A 24,863-nucleotide genomic window follows, 5' to 3' on the forward strand; every position below is an offset into this window, starting at 1 on the left:
TACTTGATGGGATGTGGTTTTTGCTCAGCGTGCAAAGTGTTTTGGTGCGCGAGATAACGGAAATCTTTGTTGGACAGTATTGAACTTCAACACATGGAAAATAACCCCTTCGATTTTCCACTTTTAACCCTTGAATAACCGATACCCTGGAAAATTGTCCATTTTATATGGGGGATACATAGAAAATTTGGCCGGGTATTCACAATGTTGGCTTCAAATCATGAGGAAATTACATGTCAGAAATTTATAAAGACAGTCTCTACCGAATGAAATTATGGAAAATTCAGATGGAGCTGTTGTTCTACCTTTTGATAAGAGAGAGTTTGCATCTTTTATCTCTAGTTTATTAGGTAAGCCTCAAACTATTTCCAAAGCGCTCAGAGGTGCTTTCGATATTCAATATGAAGATATTGAAGACCTTTATCTTCTGATAGAACAACGAATATCACAACAGAACAAAAATTCATTAATACAATTTTCTGCAAGAATTGTATTTGAAGATAATTCTTCAGTTTTATTTCGTAGCTTAGATGATCTATCTTCCTATAAGGAAGTAAGACCAGTCGCCTCAACACAAATACATCTCGAATGGTCCTATTTACTTTCGTTTCAAGATCTCGAAAACCACCCGAAAAGCAATCTATAGAGGTATCATTTATGCCATCGGGTGGCAAGATTGACAATTGCCGAAGATGATGAAAAAGTACTTTTGGCCAAACGAGCGTCTTTAAAATCGGGTCTCGTCACTTTTCATATAAAGCATACCGCCCGTACTTGGGGTGCAGATATGGAAGCGTTACTTTCAGGTCATATAAAAACATTACTATCAACAAAATCAAAATTTCGAAACTTCATACAGAATAATGATGGAAAAATAGCTCTATTTGTTGGTTTGTCGTTTTTTGCTACATCTGTTCTTGCTTGTTTTTTCACAGCGTCAAAATTGTGTGCCTTACAGAAGACGACAATAAACCAATATATCGCAAAAAGCCCAAGCCTTGATGGAAAAGTCGATTTATTAATTGACATTATGTCTTCCGGCCTTTGGGCTCGCTACTTTTTTGCTGTTATTGTCTTTTTAGTTTTCTCATTCATATTTTCAATAACCTTTGGGGTTTGGGCTGGTAGTAGCGTGACTGCCGAAATGCCAAGTTTTGTTGTGTTAAATAAAGAAGCTGAAAAAAAGAAAAAGATGGTATTAAAAAAATATGAAAATAAATTTAAACTCTTCATCTTTTCGATTATTACGAGCATTTCAACTGGGGTTATAGCAAATATCATATTTACAAAATATTGGAGTTCTTAAAAGCCAACAAAAAACTTAAGAGCGTGACGGGGTCAGGCCTACACATTTGACATTTTGGCGTCTAAGCGCATTTTGATTCTTAAAGAAACAGAGAAACAGTGGACAGACTCTTTGTGTCGCTATCTTGCATTGGTACCCCACGGGGGGGGGGACGCGTTAAGGTCTATTATTTCAGAGTTTACTCAATTTTATTTTTTGATAGTATCGAAATTTAGTAGGTATTTGTTTTTAAGGCTATATTTAATTTTTGAGATACAGGTAGGCTTAATGAAAAAAATTGTATCGGCCATTGTTTTCGGTGTTTGTTTCTTCTGTTTGGGCTGCTCAACGATAATACCAATTAATTATTATCCTTCGAATTTATCGAAAGGTAGTGGCAGTATTTCAATAGAAAAATTTGATTATAGAGCTTCAACTCAAGGTATAGTTCAAAAAAATCAACCTGAAAAAAAAGCTTCAGCCCTTGGTAATGTTGTATTTTCCGATGATGTTGAAAGTATTTTCGCCGATGCAGTTCGAAAAGAGCTTCATTATTCGGGGTATACCCTCTCAAATAGTTCGAATGTTACCGTTTTAGGTACAATAGATCGGTTTTATTATGATTGGGTTGGAATAAGTACTCAAAGTTTTGAGTTAGAGGTGACTTTTAACATTAAACGCAACAATGAACTAATATATACAAAAAAAGTTAACCACACTTCCAAAGCCACTAGAGCCCCAGGATATGAACACTTAATGATTACAAAAGTAATTTCAGCGTGTATCCAAGATTTTCTTACCGATGCACAATTAAATGACGTATTATAAACAACAGGGGACAAAACATAGAGAAACAGTAAAACGGCTCTTTATGCTACGTTGCAAATAAGTCACTGTTTCCCTTTAGCTTTTTAAGTCTGTATGGAAACGCTATAATAGAATCAAGGAATCAAGGAATCAAGGAATCAAGGGACAGGCTCTTTATGCTACGATTATTTGCGGCGTTAGAAACTTAATCAATATACGTACGTTTAAGGAGATGAAATGTTAGTCTGTGACAAATGCGGTGCAGGAATTAACGAAGGAGCAAAATTTTGTTCTCAATGTGGTGATCCTGTGACAGAAGCAGATCGAGTTATGTCACCTATTCAACAAGATCATACTGCAAATGTTGAAATAACATTTGGGCAAAGTTCATCTTCAAATTTTGATAAAGCCATTCAAATTTGTAAAAATCTTCCTTCGTATGTTGTTTCGGGAGAAGGTAAACAAACTAAATACAAAATTTCATTACCTATAACAGAGGTTGATTTACTTATTAATCTCTATGATTTGGTTGGCTCTTGGAAATCCTCTCAAATGCTCATTGCTGGGCAACCAGCCTCAAAGAAGGATCTCACATATCATGGGGTGGGCTGCTATCGTAACAGACAAAAAGCCTATAAACCTGACCAATATTGCTTTGGAGAAAGAGATTATGAAGCTAATATTTGGGGGTGTAAAAAGCTCAATATGCCAATAAGCCAATGGGGTGGTGGCTGGCTTGATTATGGCAAATTCGATAATTCTGGAAAGTGGCATTTTGACAAAAATAGAATCAAACATGATCTTGAAATTGCGATCAATGATTACGGTCTATGCCCTGTCCTAAACAGGCAATCTGTTTTTGAAACGTTAGAAAAACTTCCAGACAGCATAAACCCAAAAAAAGACCCAAAATGGGATTACCGAACATCATATGAAAAAGTAAAAGGTGAATACCAAGATATTGCTGTTGGTATTAAGCCAATAATTCAAAAAATAAATGGGTATGTAATTGGAAGCTACAGACCAACGTGGCATCTTGAAGAAGATTCCAACGATTTGAATGAAATTACTTCTACTAAAGAAAATAAAAGAACCAAAATAACAAAACCAAAGAAAAAAAGTAAAATAAGTTGGTCAGCTATAGTTGAGATTTTGTTCTATTTTTTAGGAAAATCCTAAATCGTTTCTAACAAGTCGATTTAAAGGACCGCTCAGTCCCCTCGCTTCGTTCGTGTGTCATCAACGAGAGGAAACAGGGGACAGGCTCTTTATGCTGGACCCCTCGCCCCTTTCTGTGAGATAGTTCCATAAATCAATATCACTCCGTAATCATATCAAAATCGACTCACCAAAACCAAAGCCACATTAAATTCTGTAAGACCGTGAAGGAGGGTGCTATGCCGCGAGTTCCCCGTATGGTCGTGACGGATTCAGGTCAGAAGGCCGCTTACCATGTGATCAGCCGCACTGCGTTGGACGGCCTTCCGTTCGGGAAGGTTGAAAAGGACGAGCTGGTTCGCATCATTCAGACATTTTCATCGGTTTATTGTGTGGACGTCCTGGGGTTTGCCGTTATGGGAAATCATTTTCATCTGCTGGTTGAGGTGAGCCCTTGCGACATGATTTCCGATGAGGAGGTGCGGCGGCGGTTTCAGCGTCTTTATGGTGAAGACGCGGCGTTTCCCGAGGGGCGGCTTACGGAGTACCGGGAGCGGTTCTGCAGCCTGTCGGCCTATGTGAAGGATATCAAGCAACGGTTTTCGTGCTTTTACAATAAGCTGAAAAAGCGAAAGGGGACTCTTTGGGGAGAGCGCTTTAAGAGCGTGATTGTTGGCACGGAAGCATGTTGATCTATCTATGCCTACATCGATCTGAATGCGGTGAGGGCCGGTATCGTCAAACGCCCAGAGGACTATCGCTGGTGCTCAATCGGATATCATATTCAGACCGGCAATAAGGATGGCTTTCTCTCGTCGGACCTGGGGAGCCCTGATTTCGGTGTCGACGATGCCTCAACGCAGCTCAGGACATACAGAGAGTATCTCTACCATGCCGGAGCCATCGAGAAGAGGGGGAAAGCGCGGATATCCAAACAGGTTCTGGATGAAGAGACGGTGCGAGGGTTCGAGATGAATCGCGTCAGACGCCTTCGATACAGGTCCCGGTATTTTACGGATTCGGGGATTATCGGGTCCAGGGCATTTGTCGAAACCCGCTACGAAACCTTTAAAGACCGGTTCCAGACGACGCGGGAAAAGATCCCGCAGCGTGTCAAAGGAATTGAGGGGATGTATTCTCTAAAGCGACTGACTGAGGCTTGAGCGTAAGCATTGAGGGACGTGCAGGCGTTCATTTGGGATGGGCCTTAGTTCGGATAATAGAATCAGGGAACAGGCTATTTATGCTACGTTGCAACTATAATCGCTGCCCCTTTCTGCTTTTTAAGTCTGTATGGAAACGCTTTCGGTTTACACACGCTCCAATGATCTTTAATTCAATATATTGGGGAGTATTATGGATTATGAACTCATAGTCTCCATTGCTGCTGTATTTATAGCTTTGAGCGCATTGGGTGCGACGATATGGCAAGGGTGTATTACGAGAAAGCATAACAAACTTTCAGTCAGGCCATTATTAAATTTTGATGTGAAATCAGAAAATGAGGATTTTGTTTTATATCTGAATAATACTGGAATTGGGCCCGCCATTATTACTGATTACAAAATAACTTTTAATGATAAGTCCTTAGGCAAAAATTCAGATGAAATAGCGATCAATCTCGATGAAGAACTCGAAATAGGCCAATTTGATAAAAAAATGTATTTCCCGGGAAATAAGCAGGCTATGGCTTCAGGAGATTCATATCGGCTACTTGAAATATATAAAATATTGGAAGATAACCAAGGGAAAGCGAAATTTATGCATGATATTCTATGGTTGAAAATTGTAATCAAGTATGAATCAATTTATGACGAAACATTTTTATTGTCTGGGCCAACATTTATAGAAACAGGGGGCAGGCTCTTTGTTCTCTAATCACTTCTCCCTTCCCCATTCGTTTCTTCTCCTTCTTGTCCGACCCTCGGATTTGTATTGATGCTTCTAAAGGGGCTCGGTGATGGTCTGGATGCTTCATTTCGTAATGTTATTTATTTCGATGATTCTTGAAATAATTTCCGCCTATTCATTCTATAGCATTCACGTTTATCCCTCGCATAGTATCATAATCCGCATTAGGCGCAACAAATTAAAAAAACAAAAGCGATGCCATCGGCGGCAATGAGCAGTCTCTGTAAAGGTTAGTATCAGTAACGATTTACAGGAATAGATAATGCTTTGCTTAATAATTAAATCTTTCTTGCGAGAAATGTCGACATAGATCATATGGCGTCATTACGATGTGTTGGATAAAGTTCTCTGTGAAGTGAAATAAGTATTTCAATATTGATAATTTGGTTTTTAAAGCGTATGACTTAAGATATTTCGATGTCGATAGATGGAAAGGCGCTGGTCGTGCATCTTTGGATGTAAGCTCTGTAAAAAAATGCTGTTTTTGATGGGGTGTCTATCCATGCCCAATAAGAAATGGTCAGATACGCGAGTTTCCGAAATTTGTTCTTCGACAGTGGTGAACTTCAGAAGGTGGATAGTGGTTGCATCGAATTTCCGTTTTTGGTCTTTGAATAATCGAAGTGACGAAAATTCAATGTATTATCTGGGTTTCTCAGAGTGCACTCAATATAATGCGTTATGAAACTGAAGATTGTTGATTTTGTGTATATTAAGTATTTGATATTTAACTTTTTCATCATCAGTCAGGGTACCAAATGGCTTATACAAAAATTGTACTTGAGAACCCTCAGACGGGGCAGATCAAAGAAGCTCCTGTAGGTTTTTCTTGGACAGTCTTCTTCTTTGGCTTTTTCCGCCATTGTTTCGTGGGGACTGGAAGTGGGCTGTTATTATTTTCTTAGCTGCAATTTTTACATTCAATATTAGTAGTTTGGTTTTTATGTTTATATACAATAAATTATACATAAAAGACCTCATTGCAGATGGTTTTAAAGTAAAGTCTGTTGGTATGGGAACTGTTTATGAGTTTTAAAAAATTGGAATAAATCTTCCCGAGTTAAACGCAGCTTAACAATAAGGATTACCAGCGGCCGAAGGTCACATCTATCCTTTGTTCAAAGAGCTTGGTATTCGGTAGGCGCTGGCCTCATAGAGTATTGCTTTTAGCGCGCAAGCGGTAACCCACCTCGGGCCTGCGAGGTGGGTTGCAATAGAAAAACAGAGGACAGGCTCTTTATGCTGTCCTTCTCATGCCCATCCGTGATTTAGTTCTATAAATCAATATCACTCCGTAATCATATCAAAATCGACTCACCAAAACCAAAGCCACATCAAATTCTGCAAGACCGTGAAGGAGGGTGCTATGCCGCGAGTTCCCCGTATGGTCGTGACGGATTCAGGTCAGAAGGCCGCTTACCATGTGATCAGCCGCACTGCGTTGGACGGCCTTCCGTTCGGGAAGGTTGAAAAGGACGAGCTGGTTCGCATCATTCAGACATTTTCATCGGTTTATTGTGTGGACGTCCTGGGGTTTGCCGTTATGGGAAATCATTTTCATCTGCTGGTTGAGGTGAGCCCTTGCGACATGATTTCCGATGAGGAGGTGCGGCGGCGGTTTCAGCGTCTTTATGGTGAAGACGCGGCGTTTCCCGAGGGGCGGCTTACGGAGTACCGGGAGCGGTTCTGCAGCCTGTCGGCCTATGTGAAGGATATCAAGCAACGGTTTTCGTGCTTTTACAATAAACGTAAAAAGCGAAAGGGGACTCTTTGGGGAGAGCGCTTTAAGAGCGTGATTGTTGAGCAGGGAAACACCTTGATCCACTGTCTTGCCTACATCGATCTGAATGCGGTGAGGGCCGGTATCGTCAAACGCCCAGAGGACTATCGCTGGTGCTCAATCGGATATCATATTCAGACCGGCAATAAGGATGGCTTTCTCTCGTCGGACCTGGGGAGCCCTGATTTCGGTGTCGACGATGCCTCAACGCAGCTCAGGACATACAGAGAGTATCTCTACCATGCCGGAGCCATCGAGAAGAGGGGGAAAGCGCGGATATCCAAACAGGTTCTGGATGAAGAGACGGTGCGAGGGTTCGAGATGAATCGCGTCAGACGCCTTCGATACAGGTCCCGGTATTTTACGGATTCGGGGATTATCGGGTCCAGGGCATTTGTCGAAACCCGCTACGAAACCTTTAAAGACCGGTTCCAGACGACGCGGGAAAAGATCCCGCAGCGTGTCAAAGGAATTGAGGGGATGTATTCTCTAAAGCGACTGACTGAGGCTTGAGCGTAAGCATTGAGGGACGTGCAGGCGTTCATTTGGGATGGGCCTTAGTTCGGATAGTCGCTTCTCAGAGGCGGATTTTTCCACACGGCCTGACGGGTGGTGGGAAACCCCTGCGTTGTGGCGGGGTTCAACAGACGCTGGCCCGATTCTCCTGTGTAGTAGGCTCGGGGGGACCCTGAAACATCCTGATGGGAACAAGGAGCCGACGGCAGGGTGTTTTCCTGTGTGTTGTGAAGGATTTGATCGTAGGGGTCGGCAACCACGATCGCAGCGGCCAGGAGGATGCTGAAGAGTGGAAGTACTGTTTTGATAGCTGGGCGAATCATTGCGTGAGTTATACCTTTGAGGATCACCACATCAGTGTCAAAGCCGAGATAGTGACGGTGTGTTGATTGATGGTTGATTGTGTCTGAAAAACAGGCAGAAACCTTATACGTAAAAGCGGCGTTTTACAAGGATACGGTTTGCTGAGACAGTGTTTGGCAAAAGTAGAAATGCACAAAAGACATAGAAAGCGGGTTTGTGCTAAGTGAGTAAGCCATCTCAGTAGTCTGCGCGGTTTGAAGTTTCATCTCAGGGTACATCAAATGGAATAAGTTTTCAGGTTTACAAACAATAGCTTGGAGGTTGATTGTGAAAAAATGGTATGATGAAGAATATGAATGGGACATCGAGGTGACAGGGTTTCTTCGAGGTGATCAAACAGAGGGATATTGCAGAAACGGTGAGGAAATTGGAGATAAGTACACCTGCACGTATGGCTGCCCTGTGAATAAGGATGGTCAGGGTATCTGCTCCAAAGTAATGATGATGATGTTCCCGATCATGGAGGCGGTCAGAAGTGGGGGGGATTTAGAGAACATCGGTGGAAATGGTAAATACAACAAGGACATTGTATGCCCGGACGGTTGCGTTATGTTTCGGATGACTGCAAAGAAACTTGGACATGAAAATTTTTTTAAGGGAAAGTTTTTCAGTTAGTTTTATTTCTATTGTGTTCTGCTTGAGGATAAGATGACGTGTGTATTTGCCCCCTTATAAGCAGGGGAGTCTCTTTTTATGTATGTGTAATGGAAATGGAAGAGTTGCTTAAAAACACGTTGTTATGTTTTGTGATTTTCGCTTTTACACCTCAAGCTGAAGTGCACGCTATAAACTATCCCCCTGAGCAGAAAGAGATTTTTTATAGGACGACTGCCCTTAATGGCTTTGTAACCAGGGAAATGCATGACGAATTTTGGGATATTCTGAGTCAGTCTCTTACAAAGGCACAAATTGGCAATTATGCTGCGTATTTGTTGGATGCCCAGGACTATCAGAAAGAGATATGGGTAAGTGCCAAGCTTTCATATAAAAATGGCAAGGTTGTCAGGACGTGCAAACTCATCGTGTTGCAGATGGTGTTGCCCATAAGATTCGAGTTGATGATACCGTTTCCAAAAAATTCAGCGGAATATACCTCTGAACGGCGGACATATGAAAGAAAATTTAAAGAAAGTGTTAAGAAAGCCAATGGGATCCTTGAGTTGGCAGCAAATCGGCCTGATGAATGGCAGAACGAGTTTATAAACTGGAGCCAAATCAAGAAAGCCATTGCACATGCAGAGGATAGTTATTCAAGGGTGGAAAAGCTGCTAACCGAAACGTGGCATGATTGAAGATCTATTATAAAACCTCGACATCTGCAGCTCTGATGACTTGAATATGGGTGCTCTCGACTCATGAAATATCCGGGATAGGGTTTAACAGCCATGTTCCCTCTCTTCTGCCGTCCAGGCCTTTTGAGCGGCAGGAGAGGGCAACGTAAAACGGTTTGCGGGATTATATTTGAACGGGCTCTGCCGGAGGCACAGCCGACAGTTCGAATGTTTACAGGGGGGATTGCTTTGGACAAGGATATGAAGGTTCTCATTGTGAATGATTCCTCTGCAAAGAGACGATTTATCAAGGCCTTGTTGCGAGATAATGGCTTTACAAATACATTTGAAGCCGATGACGGTCATGCCGCTTTATCCATGCTGAAAGAGGAGGCATATGATTTCGTTGTCACAACGTGGAATATGCCGATTATGAGTGGCATCGCATTTTTTAACGAGGTTCGTAACACCCCTGAATTAAAGACTCTACCCGTTTTGATCGTGTTCGAACCGGAAGATAAGGAGCACATGGCTGAAGCCACTCAGGCCGGGGCATACGTGCATCTTGCCGATCCTTCTGCCGCCGGTGCATTTGGTGTGATAGGTTAGGATGGGGATTGGTTGCGTTGCTTCTTTCCTTAACGCTGTGTCAGTCGACCCTGTCATCAATAACGAGCACCTCAATTTTCTCACCCTTCTTCTGCGTTCTCAGGGCCTTAATAAAACCACGACTTCTACAGCTCTGATGCTTTGACTATGAGTGCACTCGGCTCGTGAAATATTCGGGTTAAGAAATAGATTGTGTCGAATGAGTAGGAACCCAGCCCTCTTTGCTGTTTTTTTTGCTCCATGCATACACCATGTGCACAGCTTCATTGTAGCGATTACAATATGATATTTACAAGTCAGTTTCATATGGGGTAGGCTCCGCCAATTACGTATGAGTTCCTCGTGCAGTTAATCATTGAGGATGAACTTATTTCCTTTCTCTCTGGTTCTGTAGAATCCATAGGGGCCTCTCACCGGGATGGGATGGTTGGTGTCCGTTCCAACTCAAACGTAATGATTTGAAATCGAGCAAATTAGACTATTTAAGGACTATCCACAAGGAGGGCTTATGAAGAATCAATTCGCATCGACTGCTTTTCGCATGACAACGTCTCTTGTTTTTACCGTGATACTGTATTGCCTTGCCGCTACATGCGCGGTGGCTGATTCCGACTGGACAGGCTTTTATGTCGGAGCCACAGTCGGAGCCCTTGACGGAGAGGCGAACCCTTCCGTGACCACTGTAGCAGATTCATACTTTACGCCCATTCGTGATGCCGCTCAGCTCGATCCGGCAGCCTCGAAGGAGATCGATGCACAAAATATGTCCGGAAGTCTCTTTTTTGGGGGGGATTATCAGCTCAATTCAATCGTGCTTGGGTTGGAAGCAGCCGTTATGTATTCTTCATTTTCTCAGAGGTACCCTTTAGTTTACACATACGATACCAACGGTGATACCTTTTACCTTTCCACAACCTTTGAGACTGACTGGATGGTGAGCCTCACACCTCGAATCGGGTATGCTTACAAAAATTCCCTCTTCTATGTGATGGGTGGCGTAGCGCTTTCAAAATTCTCATATGAATTTTCTTTCAAAGACTCATTGCAACAGACCCAGGTTGATGAAAGTGAAACGTCTTGGGGATGGACCGCCGGAGTAGGCTATGAATACCAAATCTCCAATGGCTGGGGAATCAAAGCGGAATATGCTTACTACAAGTTTGATGACATATTTGAAGTAGAGAGTAGGCTTCCAAACCTTCCTGATGACGGCTTTAATCATAACGTAGATTTTGAAGCAGATTCTTTTCGGGTTGGTTTGGTAAAGAGGTTCTAACCCGGATGTTTCACGGCAAAACGGCTTGGCCAAAGCAATAGCATGTAATTTGCTGTTTTTTGCTCAGGGCTATTCCCTTTGGCCGGGCCGGAGGCATTTATTTTCTACACTATGAGGGTTTTGAAGGTAAAACAACTGCACTGATAACTGTGATACTTTGAATATAGAGGTATTTAATCTGGGTAATGTCCGGGTTCAGCTTTTCCAAGAATTTTCTGTGAAAGGAGTATTGTAGGCCTGGTCGTGTTCTGTTTTCAATTTTATTGTTTGCTCAGAAAAATGTTTCTTAACGCTTTGGCAGATCCTAAAGGGGCCTGCCAAATACTATAACCTTGATATTTCAGGTGGTAAATAAAGGTTTGAAAATTGTCTGTGTGCGAAACGATCTGTCATACATCCAATATAATTTATTATTACTCGAATACCCTCACACGCGTTTTCATTAAATTTCACCAAAGGGCATGGAGCGTAGTGTCTTTCTCCATAGTTTGGGTGCTCTGATTTAGGGATATATGTACATACATCAGCGCAATCGAGTTCCTTTTTATTAAGGAATCGAATGATTTCTTTTGATAAGTCACTATTCTCAGATGTGATCTTTTTTGATAAAAGAATCTGTAATACTTTTTTTGTATTCTTTATATATGTTTTTGTAGTAATGTTTTGGATTTTTGCGAAGAGCTTTGAATATTTGTGTTAAAAAATATTCTGCTCTGGAATCCATTCTTTTAATCTCATAATGCTCATAAAATCTGGGCTTCAGAAATTTTACATAGAAAAGATTATCGATCTCTTTAAGCTCGTCATCCCAGTCGTAATGATTAATTCATTAGACTTTTGAACGTCATCGTAGTTATTGATTTTTAGGTGTTTGAGGTTGTGTCTAATGTTTTTAATTGTTTTGCCTATATAGTACTTTGTAAGGTAAACAACAACTGTTGAAATTATTAAATTTTCATTTTCTTTGAACTTAGAGGATAGATCTCGATGATTTGATGACGTGTTCATTTGTATGGCTTTTCGAATAATTGGTTGCTTTAACAATTCATCAATTGTTACCCTACCAGTCCTAAGAGCATCATCTGTGTCATGCGTTCGTTGCGCAATTTCGTCTGCCAGCCGGACAACTTGTCCTTCAAGTGTCGACGGCCATCCGGGAGTTTCTGTTAAGCTCTTATCATAGTATGAAATGTCATATTTTTTATCGATACTTGAGTGTTTCAGGATACCGTCTCTTGTTTCCCACATTAAATTTAGACCATTCTGACAATGATACCTTTCTTCTAACCTATTGGTAATCAGAATACCTTGATAGTTATGTTTGAAAGGTTTGAGTCCAAAGTCTCGAAGGATTTTGCTGAATGTTCTTTCACCGATGTGGCCGAATGGGGCATGGCCAATATCATGTCCTAATGCGATTGCAATAGTAGCAAATCTGTTCAGTCCGAAATGTATGGCGATTGATTCAGATATTTGAGCTACTTCTAATGAGTGGGTAAGTCTTGTCCTGCTATGATCATTTTCGTGAGTTAGGACTACTTGGGTCTTAGCCTCAAGTCGTCGGAATGCCATTGAATGAAGTATTCTGTCCCTGTCTATGTCAAATCACCTCGAATATCCGAATGATGATATTCCTCTTCTGATATTCTTTCCACGAGTATTATTTTCAGAAATTGCGTATGGCTGTAGGGGGATGTTGTTCATTTTGATTCACCTTCTTGGAAAGCAAACAACTCAATGGTTTTGAATTTATGTTATGGAACTTTTTTGGTAAGGTATGTGCTGGATTTTTTTAAATAATATAATGTTTTTGTAGAGTGCGCAATCTATATTCAACTGGACACGATTGTGGTTTAGACGGGAGATGCTTCGTATCTGTAATATCCAGGGAAGGGCTGTGCAGAATTGTATTTCAGTAAAATTGTTATTTTAGAGTCTGTATTACAGTCATATTTTGTGGCCCGCGATATGAATTTTGTTTATGATTTGTCCCCCCATAACGGAGCCTCCTTGTTTCCGCGCTTCATTGAGAGAAGGGAAAATAACCCAGTGTTTTGGGTTAATGTCTCGAGAGGGACAAGTTGTCAAGGTGATCCATGGCCCCGAATACATCAAAGGGCTCCTGAAGGGAAGGCATCTCTCGAAGGAGACCGACGATTTCGGGGCTTTTTTTTTGGCATGTCTCTAAGGTGCGCTCGTATATGTGAGCGTTGAATCCGTTTGCTGCAACGGTTGTTCTTACAACAGGGTGCCCCAACGACTGGAGACGAGTGCCGATCTTTTCAGTATATTCTTGTAATGCATTCTGGGTATCGGTGCTCTGTGATTTAATGAACACCAGTTGACTTTTCAATATTTCTGATATGGCATGGGTGAGGTAGGATTCCTTGGTTACGACGGTTTTCTCTTCCTCATGGCAAGCCCGGGTCATGGCCATTAAATGCATTGCGCCGAGGGCTTTTTTTATGACCGCCTTATGTTCTATGATTTCTTCCCTGGGGATCCGTTTTTGCAACTCTTTAATCCAGATATCTGAAGCTTTCTCCCGTCGTTCCTTGACCTGTTGAAGGCACGCATCGTATGCCTCGTAGGAGAGGGTCAGGTCATGGTAAAGTGCCTTGATAACCTCTCTGTACTCGGAAAGGGGCATGCCCGAGTAAGCATCAATGTGTTGCCTCCAGGCCTTTTGAATCCCAGGCATAGGGGCATCCCGTAGCGTCAAATAGCCCAACGCTTCTTCTTGCGGTATTGGTTCGATTGTATTTTGTGTATCTGCTGTCGCATATGATGAGAGTAACAGGAACAGCGGCATGAGAAGCAGGTGGGGTATTTTTAGCTTGTTCATAAAGTCTCCGGTATCATTTAGTATTTCTGGGTTGCGGGTGCCCGATTAAGAGTCACTTCAGGAAAAAGACTCGTACATCGCTCTCCAGAATTTGTGCAGTTTTCCAGAGGAGTGTAACAACACACATTCATGGCAACAGATGGTTGCGATTTGATGTTGTGCAAAATTCCCCAGTCTTGCCGAAGCCTCAGCCAGTAGAGCCCAATCTGTTGAGCCGATGGAATAAAATGTCGTAACACTTGAGCCTTTGTTGGGACCAACAAAGCAAGATGCAAAAACAGTCGGTATCAATAGATTTTGTAGTAACTTGTTGGAACTTAGGATTTCATTTATCTTCTCAATGGAGCGGACGCAGCAAGCCTCCAGGTGGACATCATGCAGGTCGAGTTGCATGCCATCATTCGTCTTTATCAGAGGTTTTTAGCCCGGATATTTCATGAGAAAGCAACTATCCAAAAGGAAAATGCTATTATTTCAGATAGCTGTAATAAAAATATCCGCTATTTCGAAAATGCAAAATGTAAATCGACGTTTGCTGTTTGATTTTCTCACCCTTCGGGCGAGCCGAGTGCACCCATCTTCTGCGTTATCAGAGCTTTTATAAAACCACGACTTCTGCAGCTCTGATGCCTTGAGTATGGGTGCACTCGGCTCGTGAAATATCCGGGTTAGACACATTGAGATTGAATTATGCAAGGAAGCATTTTGAGAGTTTATGCATTCGCTTAGGTGTCGCAGTGTGTGACTGTATGTATATTCTTATTCAGGTGTTATGTCAATTGATGGCGTTCGTTTTGGACAAAGATGGGCACGCTGGCGCTTTGCCCATCCTACGAGTGAAAGCATGCGCTGGGGCTCGTGAGCAAAAGGTGGGAGACCTTATTCAGGATATTTCACGAGAAAACAAACAGCCAAGATGAAAGCTATATGATTTCAGAATGCTATAACGAAAATGTCAGAATTTTTGAAAATGCAAAGTATAAATCAGGGTTTGCTGTTTTATTTTTTCACTCTTCGGGCGATCCGAGTGCACCCATCTTCTGCGTTATCAGAGCTTTGAGGTAGAACGCTACATCTGCTGATTTGATGCTTTGGATATGGGGGCGATCGATTCGTGAAATATCCGGGCTATAGTTGACGTTAAAAATGACATTTGACGTTAGCACCCTCTGTTATTTGTATTGGGATGCTTGATAGGGCCTTTTTGTCATTATTAAAGTGTTTTGGAACTTTACCTGGACTGAATTATGGCGCTATAATATGACCAATAATAAGAACCTTTAAATGGTCATATGGCCGAGGAGGCTATCCATGGAGCCCATATACGCTAAGTTTTCGGCAAGCATCTCTGAGCTCAAGAAAAATCCGAGTGCCCTTATCCAAGAGGCCGAGGGCAGCGCAATTACCATTCTGAATCATAACAAGCCGACGGCCTATCTGGTCCCGGCTGCGACATACGAGGCTCTCCTCGATAAAATCGAAGACTATGAACTCGGTAAAATTGTTCTTGAGCGAAAATCAGAAAAAGGTGGTGCTGTCGAGGTATCATTAGATGACCTATAAACTCAAGTTCCTGCCAACAGCCTTGAAGGAGTGGAAAAAGCTCGATAACACCATCAGGATCCAGTTCAAGAAAAAGCTGGAAGAGATTCTTGAGAGCCCTAAAATCCAAGCAAATCAACTTAGGAAATTCGATAACCATTATAAAATTAAACTCAGAACCTCCGGCTATCGTTTGGTCTATGAGGTGATTGATGATGAAATTGTCGTTTTGGTAATCGCCATCGGCAAACGTGAGGGCAACAAGATCTATGAAGTCGCCAAACTGAGGTCTGGAGTTTAATGGAGAGGCAGGCCGACTTTTTCGGGTTATTGAGGGGGGAGGTTGGCACGCTGGCGCTTTGCCCACCCTACGAGTGAAAGCATGCGCTGGGGCTCGTGAGCAATAGATCGAGGGCTGATAGGGCCTTATGATGTTCACATCCCATGGCAGTGCGCATTATTTCATTGAAGAGAAGAGCACGTATTCCGACCAGGGGGCTTTGTCGCAGGCCCCCCAAATCCATTCACGTTGAAGGGGGAAGCATCATGAAAAAGCTGGTCTGTGTGGTGGTTTTCTGTGTTGTTCTGTTTGCCGGTCTTCCTGCGTCTGCAGGTGGGGCAGCCCCGGGGCTTTGGGGTGTCTATTCCGACGTGTTTGAAAGCGCCAAGTACATTGATCTTACCCATGCCTTTGAACCAGAGCAGCCGGTGTGGCCGGGATTTTCCAATGCCTCATTCAAACCGGCCAGGGCGGGTAAAGGCATCGACGGGTACGTGGACGCCGGGCAGGAATTTACCTACGACAAGCACGGCTTTGTTGCCACGGCGTACATGCTCACGACGGATCAGTACGGAACCCAGCTTGACCCACCGGCCCACTGGGACAAACTCGGGGCGACCATAAGCGATATTCCGGCGACCTATGCCATTCGCCCCCTGGTGGTCATTGATATCCATGACAAAGTGAAAAAAGACAAGGGCTACCACCTTCAGGTCGAAGACATCAAAGCCTGGGAAAAGACGTATGGGCGCATTCCTGAAGGGGCTGTGGTGATGGTGCGGTCGGACTGGTACAAGCAGTGGGCGGATACCGAGCGGTTCAACAAAAAGCCCTTCCCCGGGGTCGGCCTTGAGGCACTGAAGTTTCTTCACCTGAAGCGGCACATTCTGTTCCACGGCCATGAGCCCCTGGACACGGATACAACGCCCACACTCGAAGGGGAATACTGGCTGATGCACAACCATTTTGCCCAGGCAGAAGGGGTTGCCAATCTCGATAAAGTCCCGGAGGGGCGGGGCACCAATACATCGGGTTTGCAAAGCCACAGGGGGGCACAGGCGGCTACGCGCGATATATTGCCGTTGCTCCAAAACAGTGGCCCCATGGCGTTTCGGTTTGGAGGGTGCCCCCGGCGCACCATTGCCTGTCCAGGCCCATCCGTTGAAGCGGGATAAAAACGGTGTGATGCGGCCAACGCCATAGGCCCTAAGGGTGGCTTTAACCTGGGCTGCCTCGCCATGCTGGGCGCACGGCACTCCCTAAATCGGATTTGCCAGAACGGCCTTTTGCTGGGTACCGGCCGTGGCTTTCAGTGCCAGGGCCAGGACGGTCAGGGCCACCTGGGTTGCCGGGTAGGAGTACCAGATCCCCTCAACGCCCATGACCATGGGCAGGGTGACAACAAAAAAGGGCGTGAAGACCAAGGGGTCGGCGTAGACGAGGATCGAAGCGTTTTTACCGTCGTCCATGGCGTAGAAATAGGCAGACATCACCCGTGCCACCACGATGAAAGGGGCGGAGACAACCACCGCCACCATGGCAGACATGCATGCCGTGGCCACCTCGTGGGAGACGCCGTAGAAAATAGGAAAGCTGTACCGTGTGGCATAAAAAGCCACCATGAAAAAGCCGCTGAGGGCAAAGCCCAGGATCAGGCCTTTTCTCAAGACGGTTTCAAGGCCTTTTTTATCCTTTGCACCCGTGCAGTGGCTGATGAGGGGCTGGATGCCGTCGGCAAGGCCCTGCATGATGCTGTAGATGACATAGGCTGCGTAAGACATGACCGTATAGACGGCAACGGCTGCATTGCCGCCGTAGTTCAGGCATTGGTAGTTGGTCAGGATGATGACGATGGCCGGTGCGATGGTAAGCCCGAAGGGGGAGATACCTATTTTCAGCATTTCGAGGGTGGTGTCTCTCTCCAGGCGATACCAGTCCGGGCCCAGTTTGGATTTCAAGATGGGGCCGATACCCATCAGCGCCACAACGGCCTGGGCGATGCACGTGGCCCAGGCAACCCCTTCCAGCCCCATGCCAAGGCCCAGCATGAACCAGGCGTCCAGGACAATGTTGATCAGCATCCCCACCACCATCATCACCATGGCGTAGACGGGCATCCCGATATTTTTCATCACCGGCACAAGGCCTGCCCCCATCACCTGAAACAGGGACCCAAAGGTGATAACGAGCATGTAGTCGAGGCCGTATGCGTGGATGTTGCCCCTGGCACCCAGCAGGGTCAACAGATCGTCGATGAGAAAAAAGTACAGGGGCATGAGGGCAAGGGAGATGGTGAAGAGAAGCACCAGGGTGGATGACTTTGCTCTCAGGGCTCCGGTTTCGTCGCCTCCGGCACTGCGGATGGTCATGATAATGGAACCGCCGGTTCCGATTCCCGTACCGATGGCTGTCATCAGTGCCAGCAGGGGCCAGGCCAGGTTGATGGCCGTCAGGCCGTCGTCGCCCATGGCACGGCATAAGAAGTACCCGTCCACGATCATGTACATCCCCACCAGGACCATGGACATCATGGACGGGATGACATACCTGATGAATTGATTGGCCATGTTCTTCTGCTCCACCTACCACCTCCCCATCATCATTTTCCTGCAACACCTTTTCGGGACACACAATAGGGCCTGCCCATGTCTTGCCAGATGTATGGTGCGAGCCAGCGAAACCGTAAACCTTCCCGTAAGGGGAAGGTCAATGGATTTTACTTAAAAAAGCAAAAGGATTTTATTTTAAGTTGAAGGATTACCAAAAGATGGGAGGGTAAGAAAGGAGACTTGTTGAAGGGGTACTCCTTGAAACGGTCGCCTGCGATACATCATGACAGTGCGATCAGCGCATCCTCTTGACTTTTGCGTGTCATTGGAGGGCCTATGCTTCCAATGGGCACGCAAGCGCCTATAACGCCTCTTTGTGAAGGTTCAGGGCCTGGAATACCTTCCTGATAATTCAAAGCACCGGGGCATGCTTTGGGGGTGCTTGAATGCCGGATGGAATCAAGCAATTTGTGTGTTGAATGGCTGACAACAAGGGGGCCGCTTAACATGATTCTGTCAAGAGGGCTCCATGGGCGATTTATCCGCCCAGAAACTGCATGTTCAGAGCAAAGAAGATCTGCCATTGGGGTTGGCCGGGGCCGTCGTCGGCCACGGAGTATTGCGGTTCGACAAAGAAGTTGTAGACCGTTGAGCCTTTCTTGATGACTTTCCCGATGCCGACGCCCATGGGGACGGAATAATAGTCTTTTTCAAAGTTGTAGACCCACAGGGGCGCCGCCCGCAGGTAGATGCCGTCCCCAAGCTGGAAGAACGCAAAGGGCTGCAACACCCCGACGTTGACATCGTCCCGGTCGTCTTCACCGGCAAAGCTGGCCTGCCAGGTCAGCAGGTAGCCGTACTGGAACACAGGGGAGGTGGCCACAAAGGTGACCTGGGCCAGCCCGGCCGACCACTGCTCAGAGCCCAGGTCATCGTCTGTTGCCGTGGGGGCGGTGAGTTGTGGCCCTAAACCCACGCTGATCCCGGGGTTACCGGTGTCGAAGAGGTAGGCTGCAAAAATGTTGAAATCACCCAGGCCGGTCTCTTTGCTTCCGTCGGGCGGTGTCGGAAAGGTGTTGACCGGCAGCGAGGCCCGCATCAGCCAGGAGGTGTCCCCGATACTTATGGGCTGGGCATAGCGGAACACAAACTGGTTGGCGTCTTCGTCGGACTCGGTGATCTTGCCGATGTAATAGTTCTGGAGGTTGAAGGCCTTCATGTTGGCCAGGGGGTTGTTGGCCTGCGCCTCTGCGTTGGATGCGGAGGCTCCGGCCTCGTCCTGGCCTTCCGGTTCCGCCAGGGCTGCCTGGAGGTGGACACCCATCAGGATGCATGCAAACAGCGCTACCCTGACGGCGTGAATCAAAAAACGCGCCGGGGCTCTGTCGACTATACGATGTGTCATGTGTGACATCATTGCGGTTCCCTCCGTTTTTATTCATTTTGCCAGGTGCAGGGGCAGTCAGGCATGTGATTCATGACCTTTCAACTCTTCACGGGAAGGAGCTCTGGCTCCGGCAGGGTCAGAAAGGGCCATCCGGGGTCGGGAGCCAGCTTCCCTCCTGGTGTTTTGGTCACTTCGCCTTTTCGATATCCGGCAGGACCCAGCTTCTGTCAAGGAAGGCCTGGTCGGGGGAGTAGAGCCTGAAATAGGGGAACCAGGCTTTGCCGGGCATGGTCTGTATCCAGTTTTTTGCCTTATCGCCTTCCGGTTTGTTCGGGCCGATGGCCAGATCGACGGAGCCATCTGCGTTTTCGTGCAGGTCCATGCGGGAGGAGCGGTCGGCCAGCTTGGTGTCGTTAACGATGATGGTACGGGTCGAGACATCATAGACGGTGAGGGACCAGAACGCCTTGACCGGAACGTTGGGCGGAACATGCAGGGTGTAGTCGACGGCACCGTCCAGCCAGTCCCCGTCGCCGTCGCGATAGGCCGCCAGGTACACCTGGCCTTTGCCGGTTTTCTGGCCGTGCATCATGGGATCGTTGGTGACGGCTTCGTAGAACCAGGCGGCGCGCTCATCAAGGTCATCGTAATGCTCCCGGCGTTGTTCCGGTGTGCAGACCGTGGCAAATTCCCAGTGGGAGCCGTCCATGTAATGCGCGTCCTCCAGGCGGGGGTTGAAGAAGTCATTGGCCTTGGCCATTGCTTCACCCACCAGGGTGGCCTCGATCAGGAGCCTTTTCTGGTTCGGCGTGGGGGCAAAGGGTTTTCCCTTTTCAATGCCTAAAGGTTTGAGCATGGCCAGCCAGAAGCGATCCCGTTCGTGAACCGGCTCCCGGTTGATGATGTCGGCCAGTCGTTCCCAGTAGGCGATGCCACGTGGGTGCCAGGCCTGCCAGGCTTTTCCGTCGGGGGTGATGTAGCCGCGGGGTCGGGGATCCATCCGTTCGGCGTAAGGGTACACGTCGATTTTTTCCAGGAGGGCCATGCGCTCGCTGCGGTCCTGGGACATCAGGCGGACGCCCGGCATGATGTTCATGGTGGGCATCCGCACCACGGTATACTCTCCGCCTTCCGCGTCTTCGGGCCATCCGGCGGCGCCACAAAGAGGTATTTGCCCGGTTTGGTCATCTGCATGACCCCGATCTGCCAGAAATCGTTGGCCGCGCCACGCACCTCGCCTTCAGGTATCACCATGATCCAGGGGCCCTCGTTTAAGTCGATGAAGACGACGACGTAGGGCGTCGTGGTGTTGAAGGTCAGCCCCCCGAGCTTGTCCTCGTAGGACTCCATAAAAACGATTTGCCCGTTTTCCGCGCCGAGCTGCCGGAGGTGTGCGTGCTGCCACTGCTCCATGCCAATGAGGGGGATGGCCCAAAGGTAAGCCTGGCAGGCCCGCTGGAAGTCCATCTCTTCCAGGAGAAGCGCCTGGGTCTCGGCCGTGGGGTAGCCATTGGCAAAGTCATGGGTAAATTCAAGCGCACCGATGCGAGTCTCAATGGTCTCTCCTGCGGGGGGAGCCGTGGCCTCCTTGCCTGACGTTGTGGCGCAGGCCGTGAGAAGAAGGGCCAGGAGTATTGCGGGAACCGTTTTTATCCACAAAGACCGACGGTAGAGGTGGACCATGGGGTATCCTCCTTGGTTGGGAGCATGAAGCAGGTTGTTGGGTGGGTGCCCGGCGTGTCGGTTTGTCTCCGGATGCTGCCGGAAGGGGGCTGGAGATGAGGGGTGGGGGGGTGGTATATTCTTGATATTGTATCAGATTGTTTTGGGCGTGAGAACGCCTTTTACAACGATGTGCCGCAAGGAACGATTGCAGGCGTTATCCCGTTGGGTTTGCCGTGGATTGCCTTTTTGCCCGATTCCTCATTAATATTCTAACTGCTGTTTTTTGTATCAGGGTTTCATTGTGTGCCTTTTCAGGTGGTTAAATTCGGGCGTGGTGTTTCGGTTGGATTTTCTCGGTTTGCTTCTTGATTAGGGCGTCTGTGCGGGCGCGGGTTTTGGGGAATGGCGATTCTTTATTTGAATCAGTGTGTTAAAATGGTTGATCAGGATATGTGATGTTGACACCATGATGATTTTGTACTATGTCTGAGTTCATCACATGAACCTCTGGTGTGTTTCATCTTTTCTCCTCGAGTCGAATCGAGTCTTTCCAAGTGACATTCCGTTGGTACCGGTTTGCCGGTTCACCTTTTTTCCAAGGCTGATGGGAGTGTTGTATCTTTCCCTTCCGATGGCCCCTGACACGAGTTGGAGGAAATCATGACGGAAGTGATTCAACTGCCGACAGGCCAGTCCCTGGCCGATATTATCACCGAAAACGAGGCACTTCGGGAGACCCTCAACGACCGCAGGGCATTGGATCAGATGCTTGCTGCTGTGTCGTCTGACTTTATGAACGTAACCGGGGAATGGACCGGCGATGTTATTGAAAAGGCCCTGAAACGGGTGGCCCGGTTTGCCGGGGCCAAGCGGGGCGTTGCCTTTATCATGCCCCAGGGCCAGGTGGAGTGTGCCCTGTTTTTTGAGTGGACCTCCGAGGAAGATCCCGAAGGGAGCTTCGAGTCCATCTCGCCCCGGGCTTTTTCTGTTTTCCTCCCTCCCATGCGTGAAGAGAAAATCACTATCTTGAGTCAGAAGTCAGAAATCACCATATTCCACGTTCGAGCAGCGGCAGTTTTTTTCGGATTATGGGTTCAGGGCGCTGGTGGGGCTTTATCTCAACAGCCGGGACGGCAAGGAGGGGGGGATTTTCCTGTTCGGAGGGCCGGATGAGGAGTACCTGTGGCCCGAGGAGATGATTACCCGGTTCCTGAAAACCGTGGAGGGGCTCTTCATCAGCTCCATGCGCCAGGTGGAGCTGACCATGGAACTCAAGAAAAGGGAGGCCCTGGCCTCGGCCCTTCTCAACGCCACCAGAGACTCGGCGGCGCTGCTGGACATCGAAGGCAATATCCTGGCCATCAACAGCTCCTTTTCCCGTCGGCTCAAGATCAGCCAGAACCACGCCAAGGGCAAACCGTTTTACGACTTCTTTTCCCCGGACCTGGCCCGTTTTCGACGCAAGCAGGTGAAGGCCGTGGTGAAAAGCGGCCACCCCGTTCATTTTGAAGACGACAACAACGGCCTGGTGCTCTCCAACGTTATCTACCCGGTGTTCGATACCCGGGGCGTGGTGGAGCAGGTGGCCTTCTACTCCCACGACATCACCCCGTTAAAAGACGCCGAGCAGAGCATCCGGACCCTGACCGGAGAGCTGGTTCTGGCCCAGGAGGGGGAGCGACAGCGCATTGCCTACGACCTGCACGACAACGTGGCCCAGGAGCTGGCCACCTTGAAGATCAGCTGCGACACCCTGGTGGACGCGGCCCGGAAATCCCCGTCGGAGTTTGAAAAGACCGTCAGCGGTTTTTCAGGGATCCTCCAGAGCTCCATCAACACGGTCCGTGAAATGGCCTACGAGCTGCAGCCCCCCACCACGGGCAATATGAGCCTGGTGGACACCATCTACAACTATTGCGATGAGTTCAGCGAGCGCTTCGGTATCACGGTGGATTTTTACACGGCCGGGATGCACAATGTGAACCTGGACAAGGAGCAGCAGCACCACATCCAGCGGATCATCCAGGAGGCCCTGAACAACGTGCGCAAACATGCCGGTGCAGCCGGGGTGATTATCCGGCTGGTGGCGGCCCACCCCCACGTGATCCTGCGCATCGATGACGACGGCACGGGATTTGATGTGGCTCGCCGCATGGAAGATGGTCTCAGGGAGAAGCGTATGGGGTTAAGGGGCATGGAGAACCGGGTGAGGCTGATCAAGGGGAGGGCACGCATCGAGTCCGCTCCCGGTGACGGCACCCACCTCTTTTTTGAGATCCCCGCCGAACAGATCGAGGAGATGAACGACCGCAAGGAGAGAGACCAGTATTACCCTCTTTTTACGTGAAAGGTGTGCCAGATCCCATCCTGTGCATGGTGGGCGGCAATGGTGTATCCCTGTGAGACAAGCTGTGCTTCGATCTTTCCGGCTTCGGTGGTAAGAAGGCCGGAGAGGATCGCCTCCCGTTTTCCGAGAAACCCTTCCGAGACAACCAGGTGTTTCATGATGTCGTAGTGGATGTTGGCCACCACGAGATCCGCCGGTGCGTGCACCATCTCCTCGGCACGTCCCTGGACGGCCAGGATTCGGTGCGAGAGCCCGTTGACCCGGGCATTTTCAAGGGTTGTGCGAACGGCAAGGTGATTCAGGTCCACGGCCAGGACCCGGCTTGCCCCTAAGCGTGCGGCGCCCAGGGCCAGAAGACCGGTTCCCGTGCCCAGGTCCTGAACGGTTTTGCCGGAAAGCCCCGGGCCCATCTCCGCCAGCAGCGAGAGGCAGCAGCTGGTGGTGGGGTGCGCTCCGTTGCCGAAGACCACCCCGGCATCAAGGAAGATTTCATCGGGGGCGGGGCTGCCCACAGGGGCTGCACCCCGCCGAAAGGGCCGCACCGTAAGGGGCCCCGCGGTGAAGGGCTCGGCGTCTCCTCCCTGCCACTGGTCGTAGGTCATGTCGTAGCGGTCGATGAGGGTGAGGTGGGCAGCGGCTCGGGTCAGGCGCTCCACCACCTCGTCTGCGGGGCTCCCGAAAAAGAGGAAGGTGGAGGCGTCCTCCACCCAGTTGCCGAGAAAGTCGGGATGATCCACGGGCGTGGCCGGGTGGATCACCCCTTCGATGTAATAGATAAAAAGCGCATCCGAGGCCTTCGGGTGCGCTTTTTTCATGTCGGAGACAGGAGGCGTCATGGGGCGGTGTCGACCTCCTTTTGAGCCTCTTTGAGTTTTTCCGAGACAGCCTCTGTGAGCCCTACAACCTCTTCCAGCAGTCGGCACACGTTCTCGTAGCCGCCTTCCCGGGCACGTTCTGCCCATGTGAGGTAATTGCCCTTGTGGGCGTCGTTGTGATTGACCCAGTGGGTGAGCAGGGTGGCCAGCTGTTCCTGCAAGGAAAGGGGGGCGGAGTCGTTCTGGTGGTCGTGGTCGTGACTGTGACCGTGGCTGTGGTGGTGGTCGTGATGATGATCGTGATCGTGTGGCATGCAACCCTCCTAAAAGTATTTTTTATAATGGCGGCTTCGCATAACAGACCGAATGGTGGGAATTCCCCGTGGCGCGCACGGTGTGGCCGGTGGCAGGGGATGGGGGGCAAGGCCCTTGGGCAAAAACTTTTTCACACTTGAAG

Annotated in this window: 24 protein-coding genes; 16 read left to right on the plus strand and 8 right to left on the minus strand. The window is 47.8% G+C overall.

Translation table 11 applies throughout. The features are described from left to right. The first annotated feature begins 274 nt into the window (after nucleotides 1–274). From ACOYW1_RS29625 to ACOYW1_RS29675, 11 genes are all read left to right on the plus strand, one after another. Nucleotides 275–646, plus strand: a complete 372-nt coding sequence (locus ACOYW1_RS29625) for a hypothetical protein (protein ID WP_482420791.1) — start codon at nucleotides 275–277, stop codon at nucleotides 644–646. A 30-nt stretch (nucleotides 647–676) separates the two neighbouring features. Then, nucleotides 677–1,306, plus strand: a complete 630-nt coding sequence (locus tag ACOYW1_RS29630; RefSeq protein ID WP_482420792.1) for a hypothetical protein — start codon at nucleotides 677–679, stop codon at nucleotides 1,304–1,306. 267 nt (nucleotides 1,307–1,573) lie between these two features. Further along, nucleotides 1,574–2,113: a YajG family lipoprotein gene (locus ACOYW1_RS29635; protein WP_482420793.1), complete on the plus strand. Its 540-nt coding sequence runs from the start codon at nucleotides 1,574–1,576 to the stop codon at nucleotides 2,111–2,113. A gap of 216 nt (nucleotides 2,114–2,329) precedes the next feature. Next, entirely contained in the window at nucleotides 2,330–3,271 is a 942-nt protein-coding gene (locus ACOYW1_RS29640; RefSeq protein WP_482420794.1) for a zinc ribbon domain-containing protein, read from the plus strand. A gap of 218 nt (nucleotides 3,272–3,489) precedes the next feature. Beyond that, nucleotides 3,490–3,942: a transposase gene (locus ACOYW1_RS29645; RefSeq protein ID WP_482420795.1), complete on the plus strand. Its 453-nt coding sequence runs from the start codon at nucleotides 3,490–3,492 to the stop codon at nucleotides 3,940–3,942. A 664-nt stretch (nucleotides 3,943–4,606) separates the two neighbouring features. After that, on the plus strand, nucleotides 4,607–5,128 hold the full coding sequence (locus tag ACOYW1_RS29650) for a hypothetical protein (RefSeq protein WP_482420796.1): 522 nt from the start codon (nucleotides 4,607–4,609) through the stop codon (nucleotides 5,126–5,128). 1,399 nt (nucleotides 5,129–6,527) lie between these two features. Further along, the gene (locus tag ACOYW1_RS29655) at nucleotides 6,528–7,454 is read left to right on the plus strand and encodes a transposase (protein ID WP_482420797.1); all 927 of its coding nucleotides are present in this window, start codon (nucleotides 6,528–6,530) and stop codon (nucleotides 7,452–7,454) included. 633 nt (nucleotides 7,455–8,087) lie between these two features. Then, on the plus strand, nucleotides 8,088–8,435 hold the full coding sequence (locus tag ACOYW1_RS29660; RefSeq protein WP_482420798.1) for a TIGR04076 family protein: 348 nt from the start codon (nucleotides 8,088–8,090) through the stop codon (nucleotides 8,433–8,435). Between the two features lie 89 nt (nucleotides 8,436–8,524). Continuing rightward, nucleotides 8,525–9,112 (plus strand): hypothetical protein, encoded by a 588-nt coding sequence (locus ACOYW1_RS29665; protein ID WP_482420799.1) that lies wholly within the window; start codon nucleotides 8,525–8,527, stop codon nucleotides 9,110–9,112. Between the two features lie 240 nt (nucleotides 9,113–9,352). Beyond that, on the plus strand, nucleotides 9,353–9,700 hold the full coding sequence (locus ACOYW1_RS29670) for a response regulator (protein ID WP_482420800.1): 348 nt from the start codon (nucleotides 9,353–9,355) through the stop codon (nucleotides 9,698–9,700). A 508-nt stretch (nucleotides 9,701–10,208) separates the two neighbouring features. Beyond that, nucleotides 10,209–10,976, plus strand: a complete 768-nt coding sequence (locus ACOYW1_RS29675) for an outer membrane protein (protein ID WP_482420801.1) — start codon at nucleotides 10,209–10,211, stop codon at nucleotides 10,974–10,976. A 768-nt stretch (nucleotides 10,977–11,744) separates the two neighbouring features. Here ACOYW1_RS29675 and ACOYW1_RS29680 read toward each other — a convergent pair. Together ACOYW1_RS29680 and ACOYW1_RS29685 are read right to left on the minus strand one after the other, a co-directional pair. Continuing rightward, nucleotides 11,745–12,575 (minus strand): deoxyguanosinetriphosphate triphosphohydrolase family protein, encoded by an 831-nt coding sequence (locus tag ACOYW1_RS29680; protein ID WP_482423850.1) that lies wholly within the window; start codon nucleotides 12,573–12,575, stop codon nucleotides 11,745–11,747. Nucleotides 12,576–13,035: 460 nt separating this feature from the next. Then, entirely contained in the window at nucleotides 13,036–13,821 is a 786-nt protein-coding gene (locus tag ACOYW1_RS29685) for a hypothetical protein (protein WP_482420802.1), read from the minus strand. Between the two features lie 1,311 nt (nucleotides 13,822–15,132). On the opposite strand from ACOYW1_RS29685, the gene ACOYW1_RS29690 reads away from it, so the two are divergent. The 3 genes from ACOYW1_RS29690 to ACOYW1_RS29700 all read left to right on the plus strand — a co-directional run bounded on the left by ACOYW1_RS29690 (nucleotide 15,133) and on the right by ACOYW1_RS29700 (nucleotide 16,818). Then, nucleotides 15,133–15,384, plus strand: a complete 252-nt coding sequence (locus ACOYW1_RS29690) for a type II toxin-antitoxin system Phd/YefM family antitoxin (protein WP_482414378.1) — start codon at nucleotides 15,133–15,135, stop codon at nucleotides 15,382–15,384. Continuing rightward, on the plus strand, nucleotides 15,374–15,664 hold the full coding sequence (locus ACOYW1_RS29695) for a type II toxin-antitoxin system RelE family toxin (RefSeq protein WP_482420803.1): 291 nt from the start codon (nucleotides 15,374–15,376) through the stop codon (nucleotides 15,662–15,664). The genes ACOYW1_RS29690 and ACOYW1_RS29695 overlap by 11 nt, the downstream gene beginning before the upstream one ends. A gap of 245 nt (nucleotides 15,665–15,909) precedes the next feature. Continuing rightward, nucleotides 15,910–16,818 carry a cyclase family protein gene (locus ACOYW1_RS29700; RefSeq protein ID WP_482420804.1) on the plus strand — a complete coding sequence of 303 codons (909 nt, stop codon included), beginning with the start codon at nucleotides 15,910–15,912 and terminating at the stop codon, nucleotides 16,816–16,818. Between the two features lie 84 nt (nucleotides 16,819–16,902). On the opposite strand, the gene ACOYW1_RS29705 is transcribed toward ACOYW1_RS29700, so the two are convergent. From ACOYW1_RS29705 to ACOYW1_RS29720, 4 genes are all read right to left on the minus strand, one after another. Continuing rightward, on the minus strand, nucleotides 16,903–18,225 hold the full coding sequence (locus ACOYW1_RS29705) for an MATE family efflux transporter (RefSeq protein ID WP_482420805.1): 1,323 nt from the start codon (nucleotides 18,223–18,225) through the stop codon (nucleotides 16,903–16,905). A 505-nt stretch (nucleotides 18,226–18,730) separates the two neighbouring features. Next, a complete protein-coding gene (locus tag ACOYW1_RS29710) occupies nucleotides 18,731–19,597 on the minus strand; it encodes a hypothetical protein (RefSeq protein WP_482420806.1) in 867 nt (288 codons plus the stop codon). 169 nt (nucleotides 19,598–19,766) lie between these two features. Then, on the minus strand, nucleotides 19,767–20,675 hold the full coding sequence (locus tag ACOYW1_RS29715; RefSeq protein WP_482420807.1) for a DUF1214 domain-containing protein: 909 nt from the start codon (nucleotides 20,673–20,675) through the stop codon (nucleotides 19,767–19,769). Beyond that, on the minus strand, nucleotides 20,672–21,262 hold the full coding sequence (locus ACOYW1_RS29720; protein ID WP_482420808.1) for a DUF1254 domain-containing protein: 591 nt from the start codon (nucleotides 21,260–21,262) through the stop codon (nucleotides 20,672–20,674). The genes ACOYW1_RS29715 and ACOYW1_RS29720 overlap by 4 nt, the downstream gene beginning before the upstream one ends. Before the next feature lie 642 nt (nucleotides 21,263–21,904). Between ACOYW1_RS29720 and ACOYW1_RS29725 the strand changes: the two genes are divergently transcribed. Both ACOYW1_RS29725 and ACOYW1_RS29730 read left to right on the plus strand, forming a co-directional pair. Beyond that, nucleotides 21,905–22,417, plus strand: a complete 513-nt coding sequence (locus ACOYW1_RS29725) for a hypothetical protein (protein ID WP_482420809.1) — start codon at nucleotides 21,905–21,907, stop codon at nucleotides 22,415–22,417. Continuing rightward, on the plus strand, nucleotides 22,350–23,591 hold the full coding sequence (locus ACOYW1_RS29730; RefSeq protein WP_482420810.1) for a PAS domain-containing sensor histidine kinase: 1,242 nt from the start codon (nucleotides 22,350–22,352) through the stop codon (nucleotides 23,589–23,591). The genes ACOYW1_RS29725 and ACOYW1_RS29730 overlap by 68 nt, the downstream gene beginning before the upstream one ends. On the opposite strand, the gene ACOYW1_RS29735 is transcribed toward ACOYW1_RS29730, so the two are convergent. Both ACOYW1_RS29735 and ACOYW1_RS29740 read right to left on the minus strand, forming a co-directional pair. After that, nucleotides 23,573–24,427 (minus strand): 50S ribosomal protein L11 methyltransferase, encoded by an 855-nt coding sequence (locus tag ACOYW1_RS29735; protein ID WP_482420811.1) that lies wholly within the window; start codon nucleotides 24,425–24,427, stop codon nucleotides 23,573–23,575. The genes ACOYW1_RS29730 and ACOYW1_RS29735 overlap by 19 nt on opposite strands. Continuing rightward, a complete protein-coding gene (locus tag ACOYW1_RS29740; protein WP_482420812.1) occupies nucleotides 24,424–24,720 on the minus strand; it encodes a DUF8180 domain-containing protein in 297 nt (98 codons plus the stop codon). The genes ACOYW1_RS29735 and ACOYW1_RS29740 overlap by 4 nt, the downstream gene beginning before the upstream one ends. Between the last annotated feature and the right edge of the window lie 143 nt (nucleotides 24,721–24,863).

Source organism: Desulfoluna sp. CYM3A, assembly GCF_056829965.1.

Coding starts and splice junctions, on each gene's coding strand:
- ACOYW1_RS29625 (WP_482420791.1), top strand. CDS start 275: ATGGAAAATTCAGATGGAGCTGTTGTTCTACCTTTTGATAAGAGAGAG.
- ACOYW1_RS29635 (WP_482420793.1), top strand. CDS start 1,574: ATGAAAAAAATTGTATCGGCCATTGTTTTCGGTGTTTGTTTCTTCTGT.
- ACOYW1_RS29640 (WP_482420794.1), top strand. CDS start 2,330: ATGTTAGTCTGTGACAAATGCGGTGCAGGAATTAACGAAGGAGCAAAA.
- ACOYW1_RS29645 (WP_482420795.1), top strand. CDS start 3,490: ATGCCGCGAGTTCCCCGTATGGTCGTGACGGATTCAGGTCAGAAGGCC.
- ACOYW1_RS29650 (WP_482420796.1), top strand. CDS start 4,607: ATGGATTATGAACTCATAGTCTCCATTGCTGCTGTATTTATAGCTTTG.
- ACOYW1_RS29655 (WP_482420797.1), top strand. CDS start 6,528: ATGCCGCGAGTTCCCCGTATGGTCGTGACGGATTCAGGTCAGAAGGCC.
- ACOYW1_RS29665 (WP_482420799.1), top strand. CDS start 8,525: ATGGAAATGGAAGAGTTGCTTAAAAACACGTTGTTATGTTTTGTGATT.
- ACOYW1_RS29670 (WP_482420800.1), top strand. CDS start 9,353: ATGAAGGTTCTCATTGTGAATGATTCCTCTGCAAAGAGACGATTTATC.
- ACOYW1_RS29675 (WP_482420801.1), top strand. CDS start 10,209: ATGAAGAATCAATTCGCATCGACTGCTTTTCGCATGACAACGTCTCTT.
- ACOYW1_RS29685 (WP_482420802.1), bottom strand. CDS start 13,821: ATGAACAAGCTAAAAATACCCCACCTGCTTCTCATGCCGCTGTTCCTG.
- ACOYW1_RS29690 (WP_482414378.1), top strand. CDS start 15,133: ATGGAGCCCATATACGCTAAGTTTTCGGCAAGCATCTCTGAGCTCAAG.
- ACOYW1_RS29695 (WP_482420803.1), top strand. CDS start 15,374: ATGACCTATAAACTCAAGTTCCTGCCAACAGCCTTGAAGGAGTGGAAA.
- ACOYW1_RS29700 (WP_482420804.1), top strand. CDS start 15,910: ATGAAAAAGCTGGTCTGTGTGGTGGTTTTCTGTGTTGTTCTGTTTGCC.
- ACOYW1_RS29710 (WP_482420806.1), bottom strand. CDS start 19,597: ATGACACATCGTATAGTCGACAGAGCCCCGGCGCGTTTTTTGATTCAC.
- ACOYW1_RS29715 (WP_482420807.1), bottom strand. CDS start 20,675: ATGAACATCATGCCGGGCGTCCGCCTGATGTCCCAGGACCGCAGCGAG.
- ACOYW1_RS29720 (WP_482420808.1), bottom strand. CDS start 21,262: ATGGTCCACCTCTACCGTCGGTCTTTGTGGATAAAAACGGTTCCCGCA.
- ACOYW1_RS29725 (WP_482420809.1), top strand. CDS start 21,905: ATGACGGAAGTGATTCAACTGCCGACAGGCCAGTCCCTGGCCGATATT.
- ACOYW1_RS29735 (WP_482420811.1), bottom strand. CDS start 24,427: ATGACGCCTCCTGTCTCCGACATGAAAAAAGCGCACCCGAAGGCCTCG.
- ACOYW1_RS29740 (WP_482420812.1), bottom strand. CDS start 24,720: ATGCCACACGATCACGATCATCATCACGACCACCACCACAGCCACGGT.